This window comes from Curtobacterium sp. 260 (assembly GCF_030803485.1).
In the GTDB taxonomy this organism is placed as follows: Bacteria; Actinomycetota; Actinomycetes; order Actinomycetales; family Microbacteriaceae; genus Curtobacterium.
On sequence record NZ_JAURUY010000010.1, the window covers coordinates 53,030 to 71,688 of the forward strand.

Annotated in this window: 18 protein-coding genes; 9 read left to right on the forward strand and 9 right to left on the reverse strand. The window is 72.6% G+C overall.

Features of this window, described 5'->3' with window-relative positions:
• Positions 1–59: 59 nt before the first annotated feature.
• The 4 genes from J2X59_RS11970 to J2X59_RS11985 form a co-directional block, all read right to left on the reverse strand.
• Positions 60–593, reverse strand: coding sequence for an RES family NAD+ phosphorylase (locus J2X59_RS11970; RefSeq protein ID WP_326496816.1), 534 nt, complete (start codon positions 591–593; stop codon positions 60–62).
• A complete protein-coding gene (locus J2X59_RS11975) occupies positions 590–1,015 on the reverse strand; it encodes a PRC-barrel domain-containing protein (protein ID WP_326496817.1) in 426 nt (141 codons plus the stop codon). Before J2X59_RS11975 ends, J2X59_RS11970 begins: the two co-directional genes overlap by 4 nt.
• A 155-nt stretch (positions 1,016–1,170) precedes the next feature.
• On the reverse strand, positions 1,171–2,220 hold the full coding sequence (locus J2X59_RS11980; RefSeq protein WP_326496818.1) for a methionine synthase: 1,050 nt from the start codon (positions 2,218–2,220) through the stop codon (positions 1,171–1,173).
• 20 nt (positions 2,221–2,240) lie between these two features.
• Positions 2,241–3,236, reverse strand: coding sequence for a putative oxygenase MesX (locus J2X59_RS11985; protein ID WP_326496819.1), 996 nt, complete (start codon positions 3,234–3,236; stop codon positions 2,241–2,243).
• Positions 3,237–3,355: 119 nt separating this feature from the next.
• Between J2X59_RS11985 and J2X59_RS11990 the strand changes: the two genes are divergently transcribed.
• Positions 3,356–4,303, forward strand: a complete 948-nt coding sequence (locus J2X59_RS11990; protein ID WP_066656220.1) for a LysR family transcriptional regulator — start codon at positions 3,356–3,358, stop codon at positions 4,301–4,303.
• Positions 4,304–4,670: 367 nt separating this feature from the next.
• On the opposite strand, the gene J2X59_RS11995 is transcribed toward J2X59_RS11990, so the two are convergent.
• Positions 4,671–6,581: an ABC transporter ATP-binding protein gene (locus tag J2X59_RS11995; RefSeq protein WP_066656205.1), complete on the reverse strand. Its 1,911-nt coding sequence runs from the start codon at positions 6,579–6,581 to the stop codon at positions 4,671–4,673.
• Between the two features lie 59 nt (positions 6,582–6,640).
• Between J2X59_RS11995 and J2X59_RS12000 the strand changes: the two genes are divergently transcribed.
• Positions 6,641–7,669, forward strand: a complete 1,029-nt coding sequence (locus J2X59_RS12000; protein WP_326496820.1) for an LLM class flavin-dependent oxidoreductase — start codon at positions 6,641–6,643, stop codon at positions 7,667–7,669.
• A gap of 29 nt (positions 7,670–7,698) precedes the next feature.
• Positions 7,699–8,565: an SMP-30/gluconolactonase/LRE family protein gene (locus J2X59_RS12005; protein WP_326496821.1), complete on the forward strand. Its 867-nt coding sequence runs from the start codon at positions 7,699–7,701 to the stop codon at positions 8,563–8,565.
• Positions 8,566–8,666: 101 nt separating this feature from the next.
• Here J2X59_RS12005 and J2X59_RS12010 read toward each other — a convergent pair whose 3' ends face one another.
• Entirely contained in the window at positions 8,667–9,389 is a 723-nt protein-coding gene (locus J2X59_RS12010; RefSeq protein WP_326496822.1) for a tyrosine-protein phosphatase, read from the reverse strand.
• Positions 9,390–9,550: 161 nt separating this feature from the next.
• On the opposite strand from J2X59_RS12010, the gene J2X59_RS12015 reads away from it, so the two are divergent.
• Together J2X59_RS12015 and J2X59_RS12020 are read left to right on the forward strand one after the other, a co-directional pair.
• Entirely contained in the window at positions 9,551–10,000 is a 450-nt protein-coding gene (locus J2X59_RS12015; RefSeq protein ID WP_066656188.1) for a DUF4383 domain-containing protein, read from the forward strand.
• Positions 10,001–10,211: 211 nt separating this feature from the next.
• A complete protein-coding gene (locus tag J2X59_RS12020; protein ID WP_326496823.1) occupies positions 10,212–10,640 on the forward strand; it encodes a hypothetical protein in 429 nt (142 codons plus the stop codon).
• A gap of 33 nt (positions 10,641–10,673) precedes the next feature.
• Here J2X59_RS12020 and J2X59_RS12025 read toward each other — a convergent pair whose 3' ends face one another.
• The 3 genes from J2X59_RS12025 to J2X59_RS12035 form a co-directional block, all read right to left on the reverse strand.
• Complete coding sequence (locus J2X59_RS12025; RefSeq protein WP_326496824.1) at positions 10,674–12,104, reverse strand: FtsX-like permease family protein; 1,431 nt, start codon at positions 12,102–12,104, stop codon at positions 10,674–10,676.
• Between the two features lies 1 nt (position 12,105).
• Complete coding sequence (locus tag J2X59_RS12030) at positions 12,106–12,537, reverse strand: hypothetical protein (protein ID WP_326496825.1); 432 nt, start codon at positions 12,535–12,537, stop codon at positions 12,106–12,108.
• Positions 12,538–12,643: 106 nt separating this feature from the next.
• Positions 12,644–13,060 carry an HIT family protein gene (locus J2X59_RS12035; protein ID WP_326496826.1) on the reverse strand — a complete coding sequence of 139 codons (417 nt, stop codon included), beginning with the start codon at positions 13,058–13,060 and terminating at the stop codon, positions 12,644–12,646.
• A 112-nt stretch (positions 13,061–13,172) separates the two neighbouring features.
• On the opposite strand from J2X59_RS12035, the gene J2X59_RS12040 reads away from it, so the two are divergent.
• From J2X59_RS12040 to J2X59_RS12055, 4 genes are all read left to right on the forward strand, one after another.
• The gene (locus J2X59_RS12040) at positions 13,173–13,397 is read left to right on the forward strand and encodes a PLDc N-terminal domain-containing protein (RefSeq protein ID WP_066658679.1); all 225 of its coding nucleotides are present in this window, start codon (positions 13,173–13,175) and stop codon (positions 13,395–13,397) included.
• 152 nt (positions 13,398–13,549) lie between these two features.
• Positions 13,550–15,151, forward strand: a complete 1,602-nt coding sequence (locus J2X59_RS12045; RefSeq protein ID WP_326496827.1) for an MFS transporter — start codon at positions 13,550–13,552, stop codon at positions 15,149–15,151.
• 210 nt (positions 15,152–15,361) lie between these two features.
• Positions 15,362–18,118 carry a hypothetical protein gene (locus J2X59_RS12050; protein WP_326496828.1) on the forward strand — a complete coding sequence of 919 codons (2,757 nt, stop codon included), beginning with the start codon at positions 15,362–15,364 and terminating at the stop codon, positions 18,116–18,118.
• Between the two features lie 32 nt (positions 18,119–18,150).
• Positions 18,151–18,657 (forward strand): hypothetical protein, encoded by a 507-nt coding sequence (locus J2X59_RS12055; RefSeq protein WP_326496829.1) that lies wholly within the window; start codon positions 18,151–18,153, stop codon positions 18,655–18,657.
• The last annotated feature ends 2 nt before the right edge of the window (positions 18,658–18,659 follow it).

Consider the following 18,659-nt stretch of genomic DNA (forward strand, 5'->3'; position numbering starts at 1 on the left):
GGATGGGACACCCACGTGCACAGCATCGTTCGACCGTACCCAGCCGGGGTGAGCGGGTGTCAGAGCGCTGCAGCGTCGGCCGCACCGGTGGCACCGCTGACCTGGACCTGGGGTGCGTCGTCGGTGTTCCAGCGGAACAACACGAGGTGCCAGAGACCCGGGCGCTTCCGCGACGGATCGATGAGGCCGTCAGCGCCGAGCGCCACGATGCGGTCTCGGACGCTCCACGAGGCCGGGACGCCTCCGTCGGCCACGACCTGCTGCCACGGCGCGGTCGCGTCCTCGAGGTCGACCCCGGCCGCAGCACGAGCGGTCGCGTCGCGAAGGTCGACGATCCGGGGCGCCACCACGTCCACCTCGACGATCACCGGCTCCGTGGCGCGCGTGTCCGGATGCGCCACGAGCGCTGCCTCCACGCCCGCGACGGACGAGCTGAGGTACAGCGTGGGCTCGTCAGGTCGTGAGTACCGACCTGCGGACCGTGACCCTGCGATGACGGATGCGCGGAAGCGTGGATCCACCGCGCGGAAGAAGGTGCCACGCACCTTCGATGCGAAGGCGTCGCGGTCGTCGCTCGTCCTGGTGCGGCTCATGCCGGCGGCGTCGCTCCCGCGCCCTCGGTGTCGTCAGCGCCCGCCGGACCGGTACCGGCCTGGTCGAGGTTCTCGTGCGGGTCGCCCATGTCGCCGGTCGCCTTGCCCGCCGGGGACAGCCCGAAGTGCTTGCGGACGGCATTCGCCTGGGTGTCGGTCACGCTGTTCCCTGCTCCCGGGGAGGGGGCATCCTTGATCGCGCTCTTCGAGTAGCCGACGTGCAGGTCGGTGCCGTCGAACGTGGCGTCCTCGACCGGGACGAGCACGGTGTGACCCCCGAGGAGTCCGGTCGCGACGCTGACGAACGCGGCGCTGCCGTCCTCGGCGGAGGGGAACACCTGCGCGACCTTGCCGACGGATGCGCCGTCGCGGTCCTTGACGGGCGCGTTCTCGACCTCGTGGATCGTGCTCTTGGTGATCATGGGCGTAGTCAACGCTCCCAGCCTGACCTGCTTGTGTCAGTGGTCGCGCGGCGGGCCCGAGCGCTGCGGGAAGAGCCCTGAGCAGGCGAAGCAGTCGATCGTCACGTTCGTCGAGGGACCGAGCCGTGCCTCCAGACCGGTCTGGAGCCGCGCCGCTACCGCACTGCCGGCACCGCGACGCTCGCGAGCTCGGCTCGCACGATGTCCGCGCCGGCCGAGAGCGCACCGAGCTTCTGCAGGGCCGCTCCGCGCGCCAGCGGCGCCATGCCACAGTTCGTGCTCGGGATGAGCTTGTCGGCGTCGACGTGGTCAAGGGCGCGGCGGAGGACTGCGGCGACCTCTTCCGGCGTCTCGACCTGCTCGGTGGCGACGTCGATCGCGCCGAGCATGACCTTCTTGCCGCGGATGAGTTCGACGAGTTCGAGCGGGACGTGGGAGTGGATGCACTCGAGGGAGACGATGTCGATCGAGGACTGCTGCAGGAGCGGGAAGGACCGCTCGTACTGCCGCCACTCGGCGCCGAGGGTCTCCTTCCACCGGTTGTTCGCCTCGATGCCGTAGCCGTAGCAGATGTGCACGGCGGTCTCGGCGCTGAGGCCCTCAGCGGCGCGTTCGAGTGCGGCGACGCCCCAGTCCTGCACCTCGTCGTGGAACACGGTGAACGCGGGCTCGTCGAACTGGATGACGTCGACGCCGGCCTCCTGGAGCTCGAGTGCCTCTTGGTTGAGGATCGTCGCGAACTCCCACGCCAACTTCTCGCGGCTCTTGTAGTGCTGGTCGGAGAGGGTGTCGATCATGGTCATCGGGCCGGGGAGCGCCCACTTGATCGGGCGGTCGGTCTGCGCGCGGAGGAACTTCGCGTCCTCGACGAACACCGGCTCCGGGCGGCTCACCGCGCCGACGACCGTGGGCACGGCGGCGTCGTAGCGGTCGCGGATGCGCACGGTCTCCTTGCGCTCCTGGTCGATGCCGTCGAGGTGCTCGATGAAGGTGGTGACGAAGTGCTGCCGGGTCTGCTCGCCGTCGCTGACGATGTCGATGCCGTTGCGCTCCTGCTCGTGGACAGCGGAGCGGAGCGCGTCCTGCTTGCCCTCGACGAGGGCGTCACCCTCGAGCAGCCAGGGGGACCAGAGTCGCTCGGGCTCGGCGAGCCAGGAGGGCTTCGGCAGGCTGCCGACGATCGAGGTGGGGAGGAGCGTGCTCATGCGCGTGGGGGTCCAGTCGGTCAGTGGGCGAGGGCGGCGGGTGCGGTCCCGCCGGTGAGGGTGGTCTGCTCGGCGAGCCATCGATCGAGGAAGTCGCGGTGCGGTGTGACGAGGTGCTCCTCGCTCCACCGGCCCTGCGTGACACCGAGGCGGCTGCGTTCCTCGCGGTCGTAGGCGATGCCGGTCGACGTCCAGTCGTGGTGCTCGAGTGTCGGGCGGAACGTGCTCGGCGCGACCTCGTTCGCGTTGTAGATCTCCGGCCGGTAGATCTTCTGGAACGTCTCCATGGTGGCGATCGTGCCGATGAGCTGCAGGTCCGAGTAGTCGGTGAGGACGTCGCCGCGCGAGTAGAAGGCGAGCGGTGCCGTGGACCCCGGCGGCATGCAGTACCGGACCTGCATGCCCATGCGGCCGAAGTAGTCGTCGGTGAGCGACGAGTGCTCGTGCTCGTACTCCGCGCCGAGGACCGGGTGGACGAACCCGGTCTGCCGGTAGGTCTGGCTCGTCGAGACGCTGATGCAGACGACGGGCTCCGCGTCGAACTCCGACCGGAACGCGTCCGACCGCAGGAAGTGCTGGAAGAGCTGCCCGTGCAGCTGGCCGAAGTCGGCGGGGAGCGAGGGCGCCGACGGCAGGCGGACGGCGAAGTCGTGGTCCCGCAGGTACGATGAGAGGTTGTTGCCGACGATGCCCTGGTGGCGCTCGCCGGAGTGCTGGTCGACGATCGTGACATCGAGCACCTCGATCAGCGGGAAGTGCTCGACCTGTCCGCGGTCCTCGAACTGCATCGTGACCGACACGATGTCGAGCTCGACCCGGTAGCGGTCGCCGTCCGCGTCGCCGGCGAGGTCGTTGCAGCGCCCGTCGATGAGCGCGAGCGCGTTGCGGAGGTTCTGCTGCCGGTGCGCACCGCGAGCCAGGTTCGCGAAGTTCGTCGTCAGACGCGAGCTCTCGGCGGGGGAGTAGTCCTCGTCGAAGCGTGTCCTGCTGATGCTGAAGGTGATGTCGTTCGCCATGGTCCGCAGTCCGGTCGTCGAGCGCCCGCGGGCACTGTGGGAAGGGTCCTCCGATCATGACGGGAGGCGCGGGTCATCAGGTAATACCGAGACGCTATGCGGTCGCATAGTCTGTTCCTATGGCTCGCGTTGCGAACGACATCACCCTGCAGCAGCTGCGGTACTTCATCGAGGTCGCCTCCGAAGGATCGATCAGCGCGGCCGCAGACCTGCTCTACGTCTCGCAGCCGACCATGTCGGCTGCGATGAAGGACCTGGAGGCGCGCATCGGCCGGCCGCTCTTCACTCGGTCCGCCCGTGGGGTCGTGCTCACCGTCGACGGCGTCGAGTTCCTCGGGTACGCCCGCCAGGTCGTCGAGCAGGTGTCGTTGCTCGAGCAGCGGTACGTCGGGCGCCAGGCGTCGCGCCGGCTGCTCGGGGTGTCGGCCCAGCACTACTCGTTCGCGGTCGAGGCCTTCGTGCGGATGGTCGAGGGCGCCGACGCCGACCAGTACGAGTTCTCGCTGCGCGAGACCCGCACGTGGGACATCATCGAGGACGTCCGGACGCTGCGGAGCGAGCTCGGCATCCTCTACCGCAACGACTTCAACCGGCAGGTCCTCGGCAAGCTCATGCGGGACGCCGGGGTCGTGTTCACGCCGCTCTTCGTCGCGCAGCCGCACGTCTTCGTCGCCCGACGGAACCCGCTGGCGTCGCAGGAGCGGGCGACGCTCGACGACCTGGCCGAACTGCCGCGGTTGACGTTCGACCAGGGTGCGAACAACTCCTTCTACCTGGCCGAGGAGATCCTGTCGACGATGTCGAGCAAGCGGGAGATCCGGGTGTCGGACCGGGCGACGATCTTCAACCTCATGATCGGTCTCGGCGGGTACACGATCTCGACCGGGCTCATCAGCGACGACCTCGACCCGGAGATCGTCGCCATCCCGCTCGACGTCGACGAGCGCATCGAGATCGGGTGGATCGCGCACTCCTCGGTGCCCCTGACGGAACAGGCGCAGACGTACCTGGAGGAGTTGCGGGCGGTCGTCGTCAGCTACGGGGTCGAGCTGCTCGGGCCGCACTGATCCGTCGAGGATCTCCGCCGCTCGTCACTCCCCGTTGCCCTGCATCTCGACGGCGTCCCCGTGGTGTGAGCGACGACACGGCGCCATCCTGCGCCTCGTCGCACCGAGCGAGCCGGGAGCCGAGTACGGGGCGGCCACGTTCCGTCGGCCGCGTGACGATCCCGGTGCACGGATGCCGCGGTTCGTTCACCGCGATCGTCACCGACGTGCCCCGAACACGGTCCCGGGCACGGAGCGGCTGACGGCCGCGGACCGCGGCGCCGCTGGACGGGAGGCGCGGGGCGCGCGCACCACGCGCCTCCGGACCGGCGCTGGGCGCGACCGCTCGTCCGCCCGCAGCCCGTCACAGGACGCTGCGGTCGCGCCGTCAGCGGATGCCGCTCCCGCGCAGCGGAGCGGGGTCCGGCGCCTGGTCCGCCTGGACCGCGAACTGGGTCCGGTGCAGTTCCTCGTACCGCCCGCCGGCAGCGAGGAGTTCCTCGTGCGTGCCGCGCTCGACGACGGAGCCGTCCTCGATGACCAGGATGAGGTCCGCGCTCCGGATGGTCGACAGCCGGTGCGCGATGACCATCGCCGTGCGACCGTCGAGTGCCTCGCTCAGGGCGGCCTGCACGGCGGCCTCGGACGTGGAGTCGAGCGCGGCGGTCGCCTCGTCGAGGATCACGACGCGGGGCTGCGCGAGCAGGAGCCGGGCGATCGTCATGCGCTGGCGCTCGCCGCCGGACAGTCGGTAGCCCCGCTCGCCGACCATGGTGTCGAGCTGGTCGGGCAGCGACCGGATGAGCGGTTCGAGGCGCGCACGTCGGACGGCGTCCCACACCTCGTCGTCGGTGGCCTCGGGCCGGGCCAAGCGCAGGTTGGCGCCGATCGTCTCGTGGAACAGGTGCCCGTCCTGCGTGACCATGCCCATCGTGTGCCGCAGTGACGCGAAGGTGACGTCGCGCACGTCCGTACCGGCGAGTCGGACGGCACCGCTGTCGACGTCGTACAGGCGGGAGAGCAGCTGCGCGATCGTGGACTTGCCCGCGCCGGAGGACCCGACCAGGGCGACGGTCTGCCCGGGCTCGATCCGGAACGAGACACCGTGCAGGACCTCGTCACCGCCGCGGGTGTCGAGCGTGGAGACCTCCTCCAGCGAGGCGAGGGAGACCTTGTCGGCGGACGGGTAGGCGAAGCGGACGTCGTCGAACTCGACCGCGACGGGACCGTCGGGCAGGGTGACGGCGTCGGGCTTCTCCTGGATGAGCGGCCGGAGGTCGAGCACCTCGAAGACGCGCTCGAAGCTCACGACGGCGCTCATGATCTCGACGCGCGCGTTCGCCAGGCTGGTGAGCGGTGCGTAGAGGCGGGTGAGCAGGAGTGCGAGGGTGACGACGTCGCCGGTGTTCAGCTGGCCACCGAGGGCGAGCGTGCCGCCGAGCCCGTACACGAGTGCGAGCGCGAGCGCCGAGACGAGCATGAGCGCGGTGACGAAGACGAACTGCAGCATCGCGGTGCGGACGCCGATGTCCCGCACGCGGGCGGCGCGGACGCGGAACTCCTCGGCCTCTTCGTCGGGGCGCCCGAACAGCTTGACGAGCGTCGCGCCGGGTGCGGAGAACCGCTCGGTCATCTGCGTGCTCATCGCGGAGTTGTGGTCGGCGGCCTCGCGGCGGAGTGCGGCGAGGCGGCTGCCCATCCGGCGTGCGGGGACGAGGAACACCGGGAGCATGACGACGGCGATGACCGTCACCAGCCACGAGGTGCTGAGCATGACGACGAGGGTCAGCACGAGTGCCACGGAGTTCGTGACGACGCCGGAGAGCGTCCCGCTGAAGGCCTGCTGCGCGCCGATGACGTCGTTGTTGAGCCGGCTGACCAGGGCGCCGGTGCGGGTGCGGGTGAAGAACGCGATCGGCATCTTCTGCACGTGGTTGAACACCGCGGTGCGGAGGTCGAGGATGACGCCCTCGCCGATCCGCGCCGAGTACCAGCGGGTCAGCAGCGACGACGCGGCGTCGGCGACGGCCACGAGCGCGATGACCAGGGCCAGCCAGACGATGGTCGACACGGCGCCGCGGGCCGCGATGACGTCGACGACCTGGCCGGCGAGCACCGGCGTCGCGACCGCGAGGAACGCCCCCACGACGGACAGTGCGATGAACACCACGAGCTGCACCTTGTAGGGCACGGCGAACGTCATGATCCGCCGGAGCGACTCGCGGGAGAAGCCCCGCCCGGCGTCCTTCGCGGACGAGATCTTGTACAGCGAGCTCCAGGCAGCGCCTTCCATGCTCATGCAGCCAGGATACGTCGGGACCACCGACGCCCCGCGCCCCGGTCTGCGACGATCGGAGCATGCCCTCCGACGACCGGCCCCTCGAGCGCCTCGGCTTCCTGACCATCGGCTCGTTCGACCCCGTGCGCCCGGCCGACGGCCACGAGGAGACGCTCCGCGTGATCGAGCGAGCCGAGGCCCTCGGCTTCGACAGTGCCTGGCTCCGGCACCGCCACCTGCAGCACGGCATCTCGTCACCCGTGGCGATCACGGCCGCCGCCTCGCAGCGCACCTCGCGGATCGCCCTCGGCACCGCGGTCACCCCGATCGGCGCCGAGAACCCGTTCCGCCTCGCCGAGGACCTCGGCACCGTGGACGTGCTGCTCGGCGGTCGGCTGCAGCCCGGCTTCTCCGTGGGGACGCCCATGCACTACGACCTCTACCGTGACGCGATCCACCCGGACACCGCCGAGCACGAGGACCTCGGCAACGACCGACTCCTGCGATTCCGGGACCTCGTGCGCGGCGACCCCGTCACGGCGATCGTGGAGCGCCGGGGGATCGAGGAGTTCGCCACGACCGTCCAACCGCAGAGCCCGGGGCTCGCCGACCGGATCTGGTACGGCACCGGCAGCACGCGGTCCGCGGTGTGGGCGGCCGAGCACGGCTTCCACCTGCTCACCTCGAGCGTGACCCGGAGCGAGGTCGGCACCGACTTCGCCGCGAACCAGCGCGCGCAGGTCGACGCCTACCTCGACGCGCACCCGGATCCTGCTGCGGCACGGGTCTCGCAGGGCCTCGTGGTCATCCCGACCGACTCGGCGACGCCGGAGCAGGTCGAGCGGTACCGGGCCTACGCCGCGGCGCGAGCCGGTCGGGTCGGGGTCCCGCAGGGGCCGGGGAAGCTGCTGTTCGCCGCCGACCTCGTCGGGAGCTCGGCCGAGATCGCCGATCGACTCCGCGCCGACGCCGGGTACCAGGTGGCGACGGAGGTGGCCTTCGCGCTGCCGTTCTCGTTCGCACCCGACGACTACGCGCAGATCACCGAGGACATGGCCGATCGGCTCGGCCCCGAGCTCGGCTGGACCCCGGCCACGAGCGCCAGGTGACCGCCAGTCCCGAGTGGCAGGTTGGACGGGTGCACACCACCATCGACTCCGCGACCGAGGTCGTCTCCGGCATCCGCTTCCCCGAGGGCAACCGCTGGCACGACGGCCGGCTCTGGTACTCCGACATGCACACGGGCGAGGTCTTCTCGGTCGACCCCGGTGCGGCGGACGCGCGACCACGCCTCGAGACGACCATCGACGGCCAGTCGTCCGGCCTCGGGTGGCTCGCCGACGGCCGGCTGATCGTCAGTGCCATGAACGCCCGGACGATCCAGGTCGTGCGTCCAGACGGCTCGAACGAGCCGTTCGCCGACCTGTCGTCGACCGAACCGTCGCTCCTCAACGACCTGGTCGTCGACGAGGCGACCGGCCGGACGTACGTCGGCGCGTTCGGCTACGACCTGTACGGCGGTGAGGAACTCCGCCCGGGACCGCTCTACGTCGTCGACCAGGACGGCTCCGCCCGGCTCGCCGCCGACGGCCTGGTGTTCCCGAACAGCGCGAACGTGCTCCCCGGCACGCGGACCCTGGTGGTCAGCGAGACCTGGGGCGGTCGCCTGACCGCGTTCGACATCGAGCCGGACGGGGCGCTCACCGGCCGACGCGAGTGGGCGGCACTGCCCGAGGGCGTCACCCCGGACGGCAGCACGGTCGATGCCGAGGGCGCGATCTGGGTCTGCTCGGTGGACACCGGGGAGTTCCTCCGCGTCGTCGAGGGCGGCGAGGTCACCGACCGCATCGACGCCCCCGGCCTGTGCGCCATCGACTGCGCGCTCGGCGGCGAGGACGGTCGCACCCTCTACCTCGCCACCGCCGACAGCTACGACCCGGACACCACGGCGCGCACGCGCGCCGGGCGGATCAGCGCCGTCCGCGTCACCGTCCCCGGACCGTGACCGCACGACCGACCTGAGCAGTCGACGGCGGGGCGCAGCTGACGGACGGGAGGCGCGGTGCGGGCCGGCACCGTGCCTCCCGTCCGACGGCTCCCGTGTGGTCAGGGCGTGGTGAGTCGGGCGCGCAACCGTGCACGCAGGTCGTCGTCGGCACCGACGGCGGCGAACGCCGCGTCGACGTCGGCGGCGACGTCCTCGACGATCGGTGTGACGGCGGCGAGCCACTCGGTCACCTGATCGGCATCCCAGGTCGCCTGGCGGTCACCCGGAGCGTGGGTCCCGGTGCCGGCCATCGCGCGGACGGAGGCTGCGTGGTCCTCGGCGACGACCGTCGGCGGGACACCGGCGTTCGCGAGCAGCAGCGTGCTGATCATGCCCGTCCGGTCGCGCCCCGCACTGCAGTGCACGAGCACCCCGGACGGCGCGTCCGCGATCGCCCGCAGCGCACCGAGCACCAGGTCGGGCAGGATCCGCCAGTTGTGCCGCCAGTACTCGGGGGAGTCGAGGATCGGGAAGCACACCTCGCGGAACTCCGGGTCGTCCTGGTCCTCGGTCGGGGCCGCGACGACGGTGATGTCGGTGAGGGCGTCCGGAGCGACGAGGGGATCGCCGTCGCGACGGCCCACCTCGTCGGCGCACCGCAGGTCGACCACCGACCGGAGCCCCCACACGCGTGCGTCCTGCCAGCCCCGGTCCGTGAGCAGTTCGCGGCGCGGACCGCGTGCGATCCGGCCGAGCTGCGTCGCACCGGTCGGGGACAGCGGGGTGGGGAGCCCGCCGAGGTCCCGCACGTTCCGGTGGCCGTCCCAGTCGAGTCCCCGCACCCTCCCACCGTGCGACGGGTCCTGTCCGTTCGGCGCGTGCCCCCGGACGGGGGGAAACCGAGAGCAGGCTGCATGTCTACCGTGAAAGGCAACCGAGCGTGACACGCGTCACGTCCCCGACCGGAACCACGACCCGGTCCTCGCACACAAGGAGAGACCACATGTCCAGCGCAGCAACCCCCCGTACCGGTTCGACCCTCGTCCAGAAGGGCGCACTGCTCTTCGGGATCGTCTTCCTCATCGTCGGCATCGCCGGCTTCATCCCCGGACTCACGATGGACATGGGCACGCTGTCCTTCGCGGGCAACAGCTCGATGGCCATGCTCCTCGGCCTGTTCCAGGTGTCGGTGCTCCACAACATCGTGCACCTGCTGTTCGGCATCGTCGGCCTGCTCGCCGCCCGTTCGGCCGCGGGCTCGCGCTCGTACCTGCTCATCGGCGGCATCGTCTACGCCGTGCTGTTCGTCTTCGGCCTCTTCGTCGCCGGCATGGCCGGGGCTGCGAACTTCGTCCCGCTGAACAGCGCCGACAACGTCCTGCACGCCTTCCTCGCCGTCGCGATGATCGTCCTCGGCGTGCTCCTGCCCCGCGCCGGACGCACCACCCGCTGACACCCAGCCCAGCGCAGACAGGAGCGCGTCGGTCCTCGGACCGGCGCGCTCCTGTCGTCCGTGGGCCACGGGCGTGCGCCGGGACGGACGGGAGGCTCGTGGTCGACCCGCACCGTGCCTCCCGTCCGCCGGGTGGCGCGGTCCGCACCGGCGGTGCCAGGATGCCGTCAGCACCGGTCGCGGACCGGGCGGATCCGTGAGGGAGACGGGCATGGCCGAGGTGTTCAGCGACGCGGAGCGAGCCGCGATGCAGCAGGCAGCAGCGGAACGGAAGGCGACGCGCGGGCTGAAGGGCGCCGCGAAGCGCGAGGCCGAGCGCGAGGCGTGCACGGCCGCGATCGAGGCACTCGAGGGCTTCGACCAGGTCCTGGCCGCGCGCTACCACGTGCTCGTGACCGAGGTCGCTCCGGAGCTCGATCCGAAGACCTGGTACGGGTTCCCGTCGTACGCGCGGGACGGCAAGGTCGTCACCTTCGTGCAGCCGGCCTCGAAGTTCGGTGCGCGCTACGCGACCGTCGGGTTCCAGGAGGACGCCACGCTCGACGACGGCGCGATGTGGGCGACCTCGTTCGCCGTCGTCGAGTGGACCGACGAGGTTGAGCAGCGGCTCCGGGAGCTCGTGCGCCGGGCGGCCGTCTGATCCCGCGACCCCCCCCCCCGGCCCCGTCGGGCGCTACTCGTACCGGAGCGCGGTCACCGGGGCCGCCCGCACGGCTCGTGCCGCCGGGCCGAGCGCAGCGGCGAGCCCGGTGCCCGCAGCGCCGACCGCCACGACGACCACGAGCCAGAGCGGCACGACGGGCGCGATGAGTTCCGCACCCTTCGTCGCGCCGAGCAGGGTGTACGCCCCGGCCCAGCCGTACGCGGTGCCGAGCAGCCCGCCGAGCACGACCGCGACCGCGACCGTGATCGCCGTCTCCGCGAGGACGAGCGCGCGGACCTGCTGCCGCGTCGCGCCCACCACCCGGAGCAGTCCGAGCTCACGTCCCCGCTGCGCGGTCGTCAGGGCCGTGACGGCGACGACCCCGGCGGCGGCGATGACCCCGGCGGCGCCGACGAGGCCGGTGAACATGACCGCGAGCTGGTCGAACTGCTCCTGGATCCCGCGGTAGTACTCGGGGTCGTCCGCGGCCTGGCCCTGGAGCATGCTGGCGTAGGTCGAGAACCCGACGGCGAACGTGGCCATGAGCGTCACCGCGATGAGCAGCCCCACCGTCGCGCGGGCGGTGCGCTTCGGCGCCCGGAGCGAGTTCCGTGCGGCCATCGCCGGCACGACCGACCGGGCGGACGCGGCGGCCGCGATCCGCAGGACGGCGGGGAGCAGCACCGGGGCGGCGACCACGACGCCCGTGAACGACAGGGCACCGCAGGCCACCGCGAGCAGCAGGGAGTCGACGCTCGTCGCGCCGAGCACCACGGCGACGCCGAGCCCCGCCGTGCCGAGCAGGGAGAGCGTGCTCGCGGTCACCGTGCGGCCGACGGAACGGGTCGTGCCGGGAGCGGCCTCGACGCCGGCCTCGAGCGCGCGGAGCGGGGAGATGGTGAGGACGGCGCGGGAGCCGATGCGGAACGCGACCGTCGTGATCACCGCGACCAGGAGCCCGATCGGGACCAGGGACGGCGGGGCGACGACGCCGAGCGGCGGGAGCACGTCCGCGGCCGCGGCGACGGCGAGCGCGGCGTCCGCGACGACCGCGCCGAGGACGGTGCCGACGGCGGCGCCGACGATCCCGCAGGTCGCCCCGGTCCGGGTGACCTGCCAGCGGAGCTGCTGACCGGTGGCACCGAGGACACGTTGCAGTCCGAGCGAGCGGGTGCGGCCGGCGATGACGGTCGCGCAGGTGTTGGACGCGACCACGGCGCTGACGTACAGGGCGATCCCGATGAAGACCCACGCCACGACGGGCAGGATCGCGGCCACCGTGGCGCTCGACCCGGTGCGTTCGCCGAGCTCGACGATCCGGTGCGCGGCCTCGGCGCCGGTGACGACGAGGGCGCCGAGGCCGGCGGAGAGGGCCGCGACGGCGACCGTGGCGCGGTGCTCGCCGAACGGACGGGCGCGCCGCGTCCTCGTACGTCGGTGGCGGCCGCGGCGACGGGGCACGTCAGGACCCGCCGTCGCCCGGGTTCGGCGTCCAGGCGACCCAGCGGTCACCCGTCGACGTCATCGACCACGGGCCGCACCGCAGTACCGAGGTGGCCTCGTACACGTCCGGCGCACTGTCGACGTCCATCGTCGGCGCGGACTGCCGGGGCGTCGTGCGGCAGGCGTCGTCGGTGACACCGTCGGTGCTCGTGAAGACCAGCGTGGTCGGGGTCGCGTCGGAGCCCTTCCCGCCGGTGCCTGCGACCGAGGTGATGTCGCTGGCGTCCGAGGGCAGCCAGTCGGGTGCGGAGTCGAGGTCGGCGCGGGTCGAGGCCTCGGAGGTCACCCGGTCGTGGGCGAGGTCGCCGAGGGCCGAGCAGCCGGTGAGCGTCAGGGCGCCGAGGGCGAGCACGCCGACGGCGAGGGGAGCGGTGATCGTGGAGCGGGGCATGTCGAGCCTTTCGTGTCTGGGACGATCACAGCGCACCGCGGCCCACGGCGGGATCGGCACAGCGGAGGACCGACGTGCTCCTCCGGGATGACATCCGGTGCCGCGCCTACTCGAACATCGCCCGCAGGTCGGCGTACGCATCGCCGTCGTGCACGTGCGCCGACGGCGGCTCCGGCCAGTGCGTCGTGCCGTCGTCCGGCCAGCAGGGCACCACGTGGAAGTGCAGGTGGGGCACGCTCTGCCCGGCGTCGGTGCCGGAGGCCTGCAGGAGGACGGTCCCGGTCGCGCCGAGGGCACCCCGCAGGGCGAGGCCGACCCGTCGCGCCAGCGCCGTGCAGGCTGCGAGCGAGGTGGGGTCGGCGCTGAGCAGGTCCGCGGCGTGGGCGACCGGGACGACCAGCGTGTGCCCGGGCGCCAGCGCCGACGCCGGGAGCGGGGCGAAGGCGACGGCGTGCTCCTCGCGTTCGACCCAGGTGACCGGTTCCCCGCCGGCGATGATGCTGCAGAACGTGCACGACTCCATCGCTCCAGTCTGGTCGACGCCGACCGGGGTGGGGCGAGGTCGTCCTCGCGGGGGACGCGACCGACACGGGGCGCGTCCTAGCGTGGGACCTCCGACGACGAAGGAGGACGACGTGTTCGAGAACCTCGCTGGTGCCCACGTGCTGGTGCTCGTGCTGCTGCTGACCCTGGACGTGCTGGCGCTGGTGCAGGTCTGGCGCGACCGACGCCGGAGCGACGCGGTGAAGATCGTCTGGACGCTCGTCATCGTCCTGGTGCCGGTCGTCGGCGTGCTCGGCTGGGCGGTCAACTGGCTCCTGGGGAGGGCGGCGGACGGCCTGCAGCGCACGGGGCGCTGACCCTCCGGCCCCTCCGGCCCGTCCGGCCCGTCCGGGGCGTCCGGGGCGTCCGCTGTGTCCGAGGTGTCCTCGGCGGCCGCGGGTCGGATCGGGGGACAAGAACCGCACAGCCTGCGGATCGCCCCGAGGGCCCGGCCTAGCGTGGCATCGTCATGGCAGCCGAACACCGCAGACCCGTCGAGCCCGATGCGGCTCCCACCGTCGCGCACCACACCGCGCACCACGCCGCGAGCGCCGAGCAGCCCTCGGGGCCGCAGGCCGAGCAACACCCCGAGCAGCACCCCGACCAGCAGCAGCCGACCGGCGGACGACCGGCGCAGCAGCAGGACGACGCCCCGGACCCGAACCGGTGGAAGGCACTCGTCATCTGCCTGCTCGGCGGCGGCATCGTCCTGCTCGACGTGTCGATCGTCAACGTCGCACTCCAGTCCATCTCGAGCGGCCTGAGCGGCGCGACCCCCGAGGCCGTCCAGTGGATCCTGTCCGGGTACGCCCTGGCGTTCGGACTGCTGCTCGTGCCCGGTGGCCGGCTCGGTGACGCCGTCGGCCGTCGCCGCATGTTCGTCGTCGGTGTCGCACTCTTCACGGTGGCGAGCGCGCTCTGCGGCTTCGCCCCGAACGGGTTCGTGCTCGTCGTCGCCCGCCTGGTGCAGGGCCTGGCCGGCGGTCTGCTCACCCCGCAGGTCACCGCGCTCATCCAGCAGCTGTTCCGCGGCAAGGAGCGCGGCACCGCCTTCGGCCTGTTCGGCGCGACCGTCGGCATCGCCACCGCGATCGGTCCGCTGGTGGGCGGCCTGCTCATCACGGCGTTCGGCACCGAGAACGGGTGGCGCTTCGTCTTCTTCGTGAACCTGCCCGTCGGGCTCGTCACGATCCTGCTCGCCTTCCGCTACCTGCCCACCACGCCGAAGGCGGAGCGCGGCCAGAAGCACGACTTCGACCCGGTCGGGATCGTCCTGCTCGGCGCCGCGGTCGTCGCGCTGCTGCTGCCCTTCGTGCAGTCGGAGCAGTGGAAGAGCAACGCCAAGTGGTGGCTCGTCGTCGCCGCGGTGGTGTTCGCGGTGCTGTTCGTGCTCTGGGAGCGCCGCTACGGCCGGGACCACGAGCCCGTGGTCGACCTGCGGCTGTTCCGCCGTCGGTCGTTCTCGCTCGGGGTCGGTCTCGCCACCGTCTACTTCGCCGGGTTCACCCCGCTGTTCTTCGTCCTGACCCTGGCGCTGCAGTCGGGCCTGCAGTACTCCGCGCTGCTCGCGGGTGTCGCCTCGGTGCCGTTCGCCATCGGCTCGGGCATCGCGTCGACCGTCGGCGGCCGGATCGTGCACCGCTTCGGTCGGCAGCTCATCGTGGTCGGCACCGTGCTGGTGCTCATCGGCCTCGGCGCGGTCATCTGGGTCGTCGCGGACCACTACGGGCCGGACCTCGGCTGGTGGCTCGTGCTGCCGCTGCTCGTCGCCGGCATCGGGTCGGGCCTGACCATCTCGCCGAACCAGACGCTCACGCTCTCCGAGGTACCGGTCCAGCAGGGCGGGTCCGCCGGTGGCCTGATCCAGGTCGGAGCCCGCGTCGGCTCGGCGATCGGCATCGCCGCGGTCGGCAGCGTGTTCTACTCGTCGCTCGCGAGCACGAAGGGCGACTACTCGCAGGGCCTGCCGCTCGGCCTCGGGGTCTCCCTGGTCTTCGTCGCGGCGGCGCTCGTCGCTGGGATCGTCGACGTCGTGGTGGGGAAGGTGCGCGGGACGGAGGCATCCGTCTGAACGGACGCGACCGCCACGTGGTGCCTGACCGACGGACGGGAGGCGCGGTGCCAGCGAGCACCGCGCCTCCCGTCCGTCATCCCGTGCGGCCCCGCCGACGGTGGCCGGACGACGACCGCGCGTCATCCCGCAGGATGATCCGCCCGGACGCCCCGCGGCCCTAGGTTTCGAGCAGCGGGGCGCTCCCCGCAGCCGAACCTGGGGGAATCCGTGACCCGACACCCGAAGCGACCGTCCGCGGTCCGCGCCGCCGCCGTGCTGGCGATCGCCACCGTCCTGGGCGGCGCGTTCGTGACGCCCGCGCACGCCGACCCCGCTGGCCCCGCAGCTGCCGCCCCCGTCGCGCAGGGCGAGGACTGGGCGGTCACGCCCGCTGCCGGCGGGTACGACGTCACGCTCGACCTCGACGCACCCCTGCCGGTCCGGGCAGCGGCACCGGTCCTGGTGGTCGACGGTCAGGAGATCGGCGTCGCCCGCACGAGCCTCGACCAGCGGCAGGTCTCCGTCACGACGACCGATCCGGCGGTCGCGCGGGCGTCGGACGTCGCACTCGCCTGGACGAGCGACGTCGACGCCTCCGCCCCCGCCGCGACCGAGCAGGCCGTCGCGCCGCAGGCCGCCCCGACCGATGCACCGGCACCGATCGACGCCGATCCCGCCGCGGCCGGACCGTACGCCGTCGCCCGGGCGGACTACGACCTCGGCGACCAGGCGGTCCGGCTGCGCGGACTCGGCGGACGCAAGGGCGAGATGCGTGCCGCGGTGTACGTGCCGGAGGGCGCCACGGGGAAGCGACCGGTCGTGGTCTTCCTGCACGGACGCCACGAGGCATGCGTGGGCGGAACCCCGACCGACGCCGGCTGGCCGTGCGGCCGCGGGCAGACCGACATCCCCAGCCACCTCGGGTACGACGCGGCCGGCAACGCGTTGGCGAGCAACGGGTACGTCGTCGTGTCGATCTCGGCGAACGCGGTCAACGCACTCGACGGCACGTACGCCGACGACGGCGGTGCACTGGCCCGGGGGCAGCTCGTGCTCGACCACCTGGACCTGCTCCGACGGGCGGACGCCGGGCAGGAGCCCCGACTGTCGCCGCTGCTCGTGGGTCGGCTCGACCTGGACGACGTCGGGCTGATGGGGCACTCCCGCGGCGGGGACGGCGTCGTGCGGGCCGCCCTGCTGAACCAGCAGCGTCCGGCGCCGTTCGGCATCAGGGCCGTCATGCCCCTCGCGCCCACCGACTTCGGACGCATGACGCTGCCGGACACCGACACCGCCGTCGTGCTGCCGTACTGTGACGGCGACGTCTCCGACCTGCAGGGCCAGCACTTCTTCGACGATTCCCGCACGGCCTACGGCGACGACGTCCTGCGCGCATCGATCCTCGTCATGGGCGCGAACCACAACTTCTTCAACACCACGTGGACGCCCGGCAAGTACCCGCTCGCGTCGTCCGACGACTGGTGGGACGACGCCGACGCGGTGTGCGGGCCGGAGGCGGAGCACACGACGCGGTTGTCGGCCGACGCCCAGTCCGCCGTGGGCGCGAGCCTGGTGAGCGGGTTCTTCCGCCTCACGCTGGGTGACGAGCAGCAGTTCCTGCCGTACTTCGACGGCAGTGGACGGAAGCCCGCCGCGCTGGGGACGGCGGACATCCGCGTGTCGGCGTCGCTGCCCGGCGCCGGACGCCGTGACCTCGCGCTGTTCGAGTCCGCCGCGGCGGGCGTCACGACGACCGGGCAGGTCACCGCCGTCACGTGCGCGAGCGTCACCGACGTCGAGTCCCGGCCGGCGCTGCCCGCGTGCGTCTCCTCGTCGTCGAACGCCCCCGACTTCACGCCCGCGTGGCTCGCTCCGGCGGTCCCCGCGACACCGTCGCTGCACGTGGCCCCGACGCGGACGCCCACCGGCGGTCAGGTGCACGTCGCCGTGCCGGCATCACGGGGCGACCTCAGCGGCCTCTCGGCCCTGTCGGTGCGGATCGCGCCCGACGACACCTCGCGGACGAACGCGGACGTGTCGCTCAGCGTCCGTGACGCTGCCGGGCACGTCGCGACGCAGCGGCTCGCGGACGTCAGCCGCGCCGGGCAGCGCCTGCCGGGGACGCGGAACGCACCGCGCAAGACCCTGCTCCAGCAGGCGCAGGTGCCGCTCGCGGCCTTCGCCGGCGTCGACCTGACCGCCGTCCGCGAGGTCACCGTCGACGTGCCGTCCGGCAACGGCGGTGTGCTCCTCAGCGACCTGTCCGCACTGCCCGCCTCCTCGCTCGGCGCCCCGCGGGTCGTCGACCGCCCGACGGTCCGGATCGCCGACCGCGTCGTCGACGAGGGGTCCCGACGCGGTACCGTCCGCGCGGCCGTCGTGCTGTCCCGCCCGGCCGAGCGGTCGACGACGGCGTACTTCGACCTCGCCGAGGCGTACGACGACCACGTCGTCCCGACGATGCGGCGCGTGACGTTCCGCCCCGGGGAGCAGTGCCGGACCGTCGCGGTGCCGGTCCTCGGCGACCGGCGCGCGTCCAGCGACCGCACGACCGACTACCCGATGACCGTCAGCAACACCCGGGGCGGAGCGGTGCTCGGCGACGTGACCGGCACGCTCACCGTGCGCGAGGACGACGGTGTGGTGGACGAGCGTGGTCGTGTCCTCGCGTCGGCACCTGCTGTCGGCAAGGCCGGTGACGCGTGCGCCGAGGCGCTCGCCGCCCCGACCACCGTCCGGGCGACCAGCGCGACCGTGCAGCGGGGGAAGCGCGTCACCCTCGTGTCGAGCGGGTTCCGCGTCGGCGAGTCCGTGTCCTTCCGCGTGGACGGTCGTCAGGTCGGCCGCGCGACGGCGGACGGGCAGGGACGCGCCGCGTTCGCCTGGTCGGTGTCCCGGTCGTCGACGACCGGTCCGCGCGCGGTGACCGTCTCGGGGGCTGGCTCGCTCCGGACCGGGTCCGGTACCGTCACGGTGCGGAAGTGACGAGCACGGACGCGACCGGAGGGGGACCCGAGATGACGGAGCAACGAGTGCAGGGTGCTGGACGACCGGGGCGCCGACCGACGGTGGTCACCGCGGCCGTGGCGATCTGGGCGGTCGTGCTCGTCGTGCGGATCGTCACCGTCGCGATCGGTGCGGTGCGTCTGGCGCAGGACGAACCCGGTGCGCTGCCCGCGGCACTCGTCGGCGGGGTGCTCGGCATCGGCATCTGCGCGCTGCTCGCCTGGGCGGCCCTGCTCACGTGGCGCGGTTCCGGCACCGCACGGGTGTGGCTCGGGGTGCTGGGTGCCTTCGCCCTGGTGGACGTCGTGATCGCCGTGGCCGTCGGGAGCGCGGACTGGCCCACGCTCGAGCCGGTCGCCGTCGTCGCCGCTGCCGTGCTGCTGTCCCTGCCGTCGGCACGCCCGTGGTTCCCTCGCTGGGAGCGACGCCCGCGTGCGCAGGAACCGAGGACCATCGGCTGGGACCCGCAGACCGGGGAGCGGATCACGGAGCCGCGCGAGGCCGCCGACCAGCGCTGAAC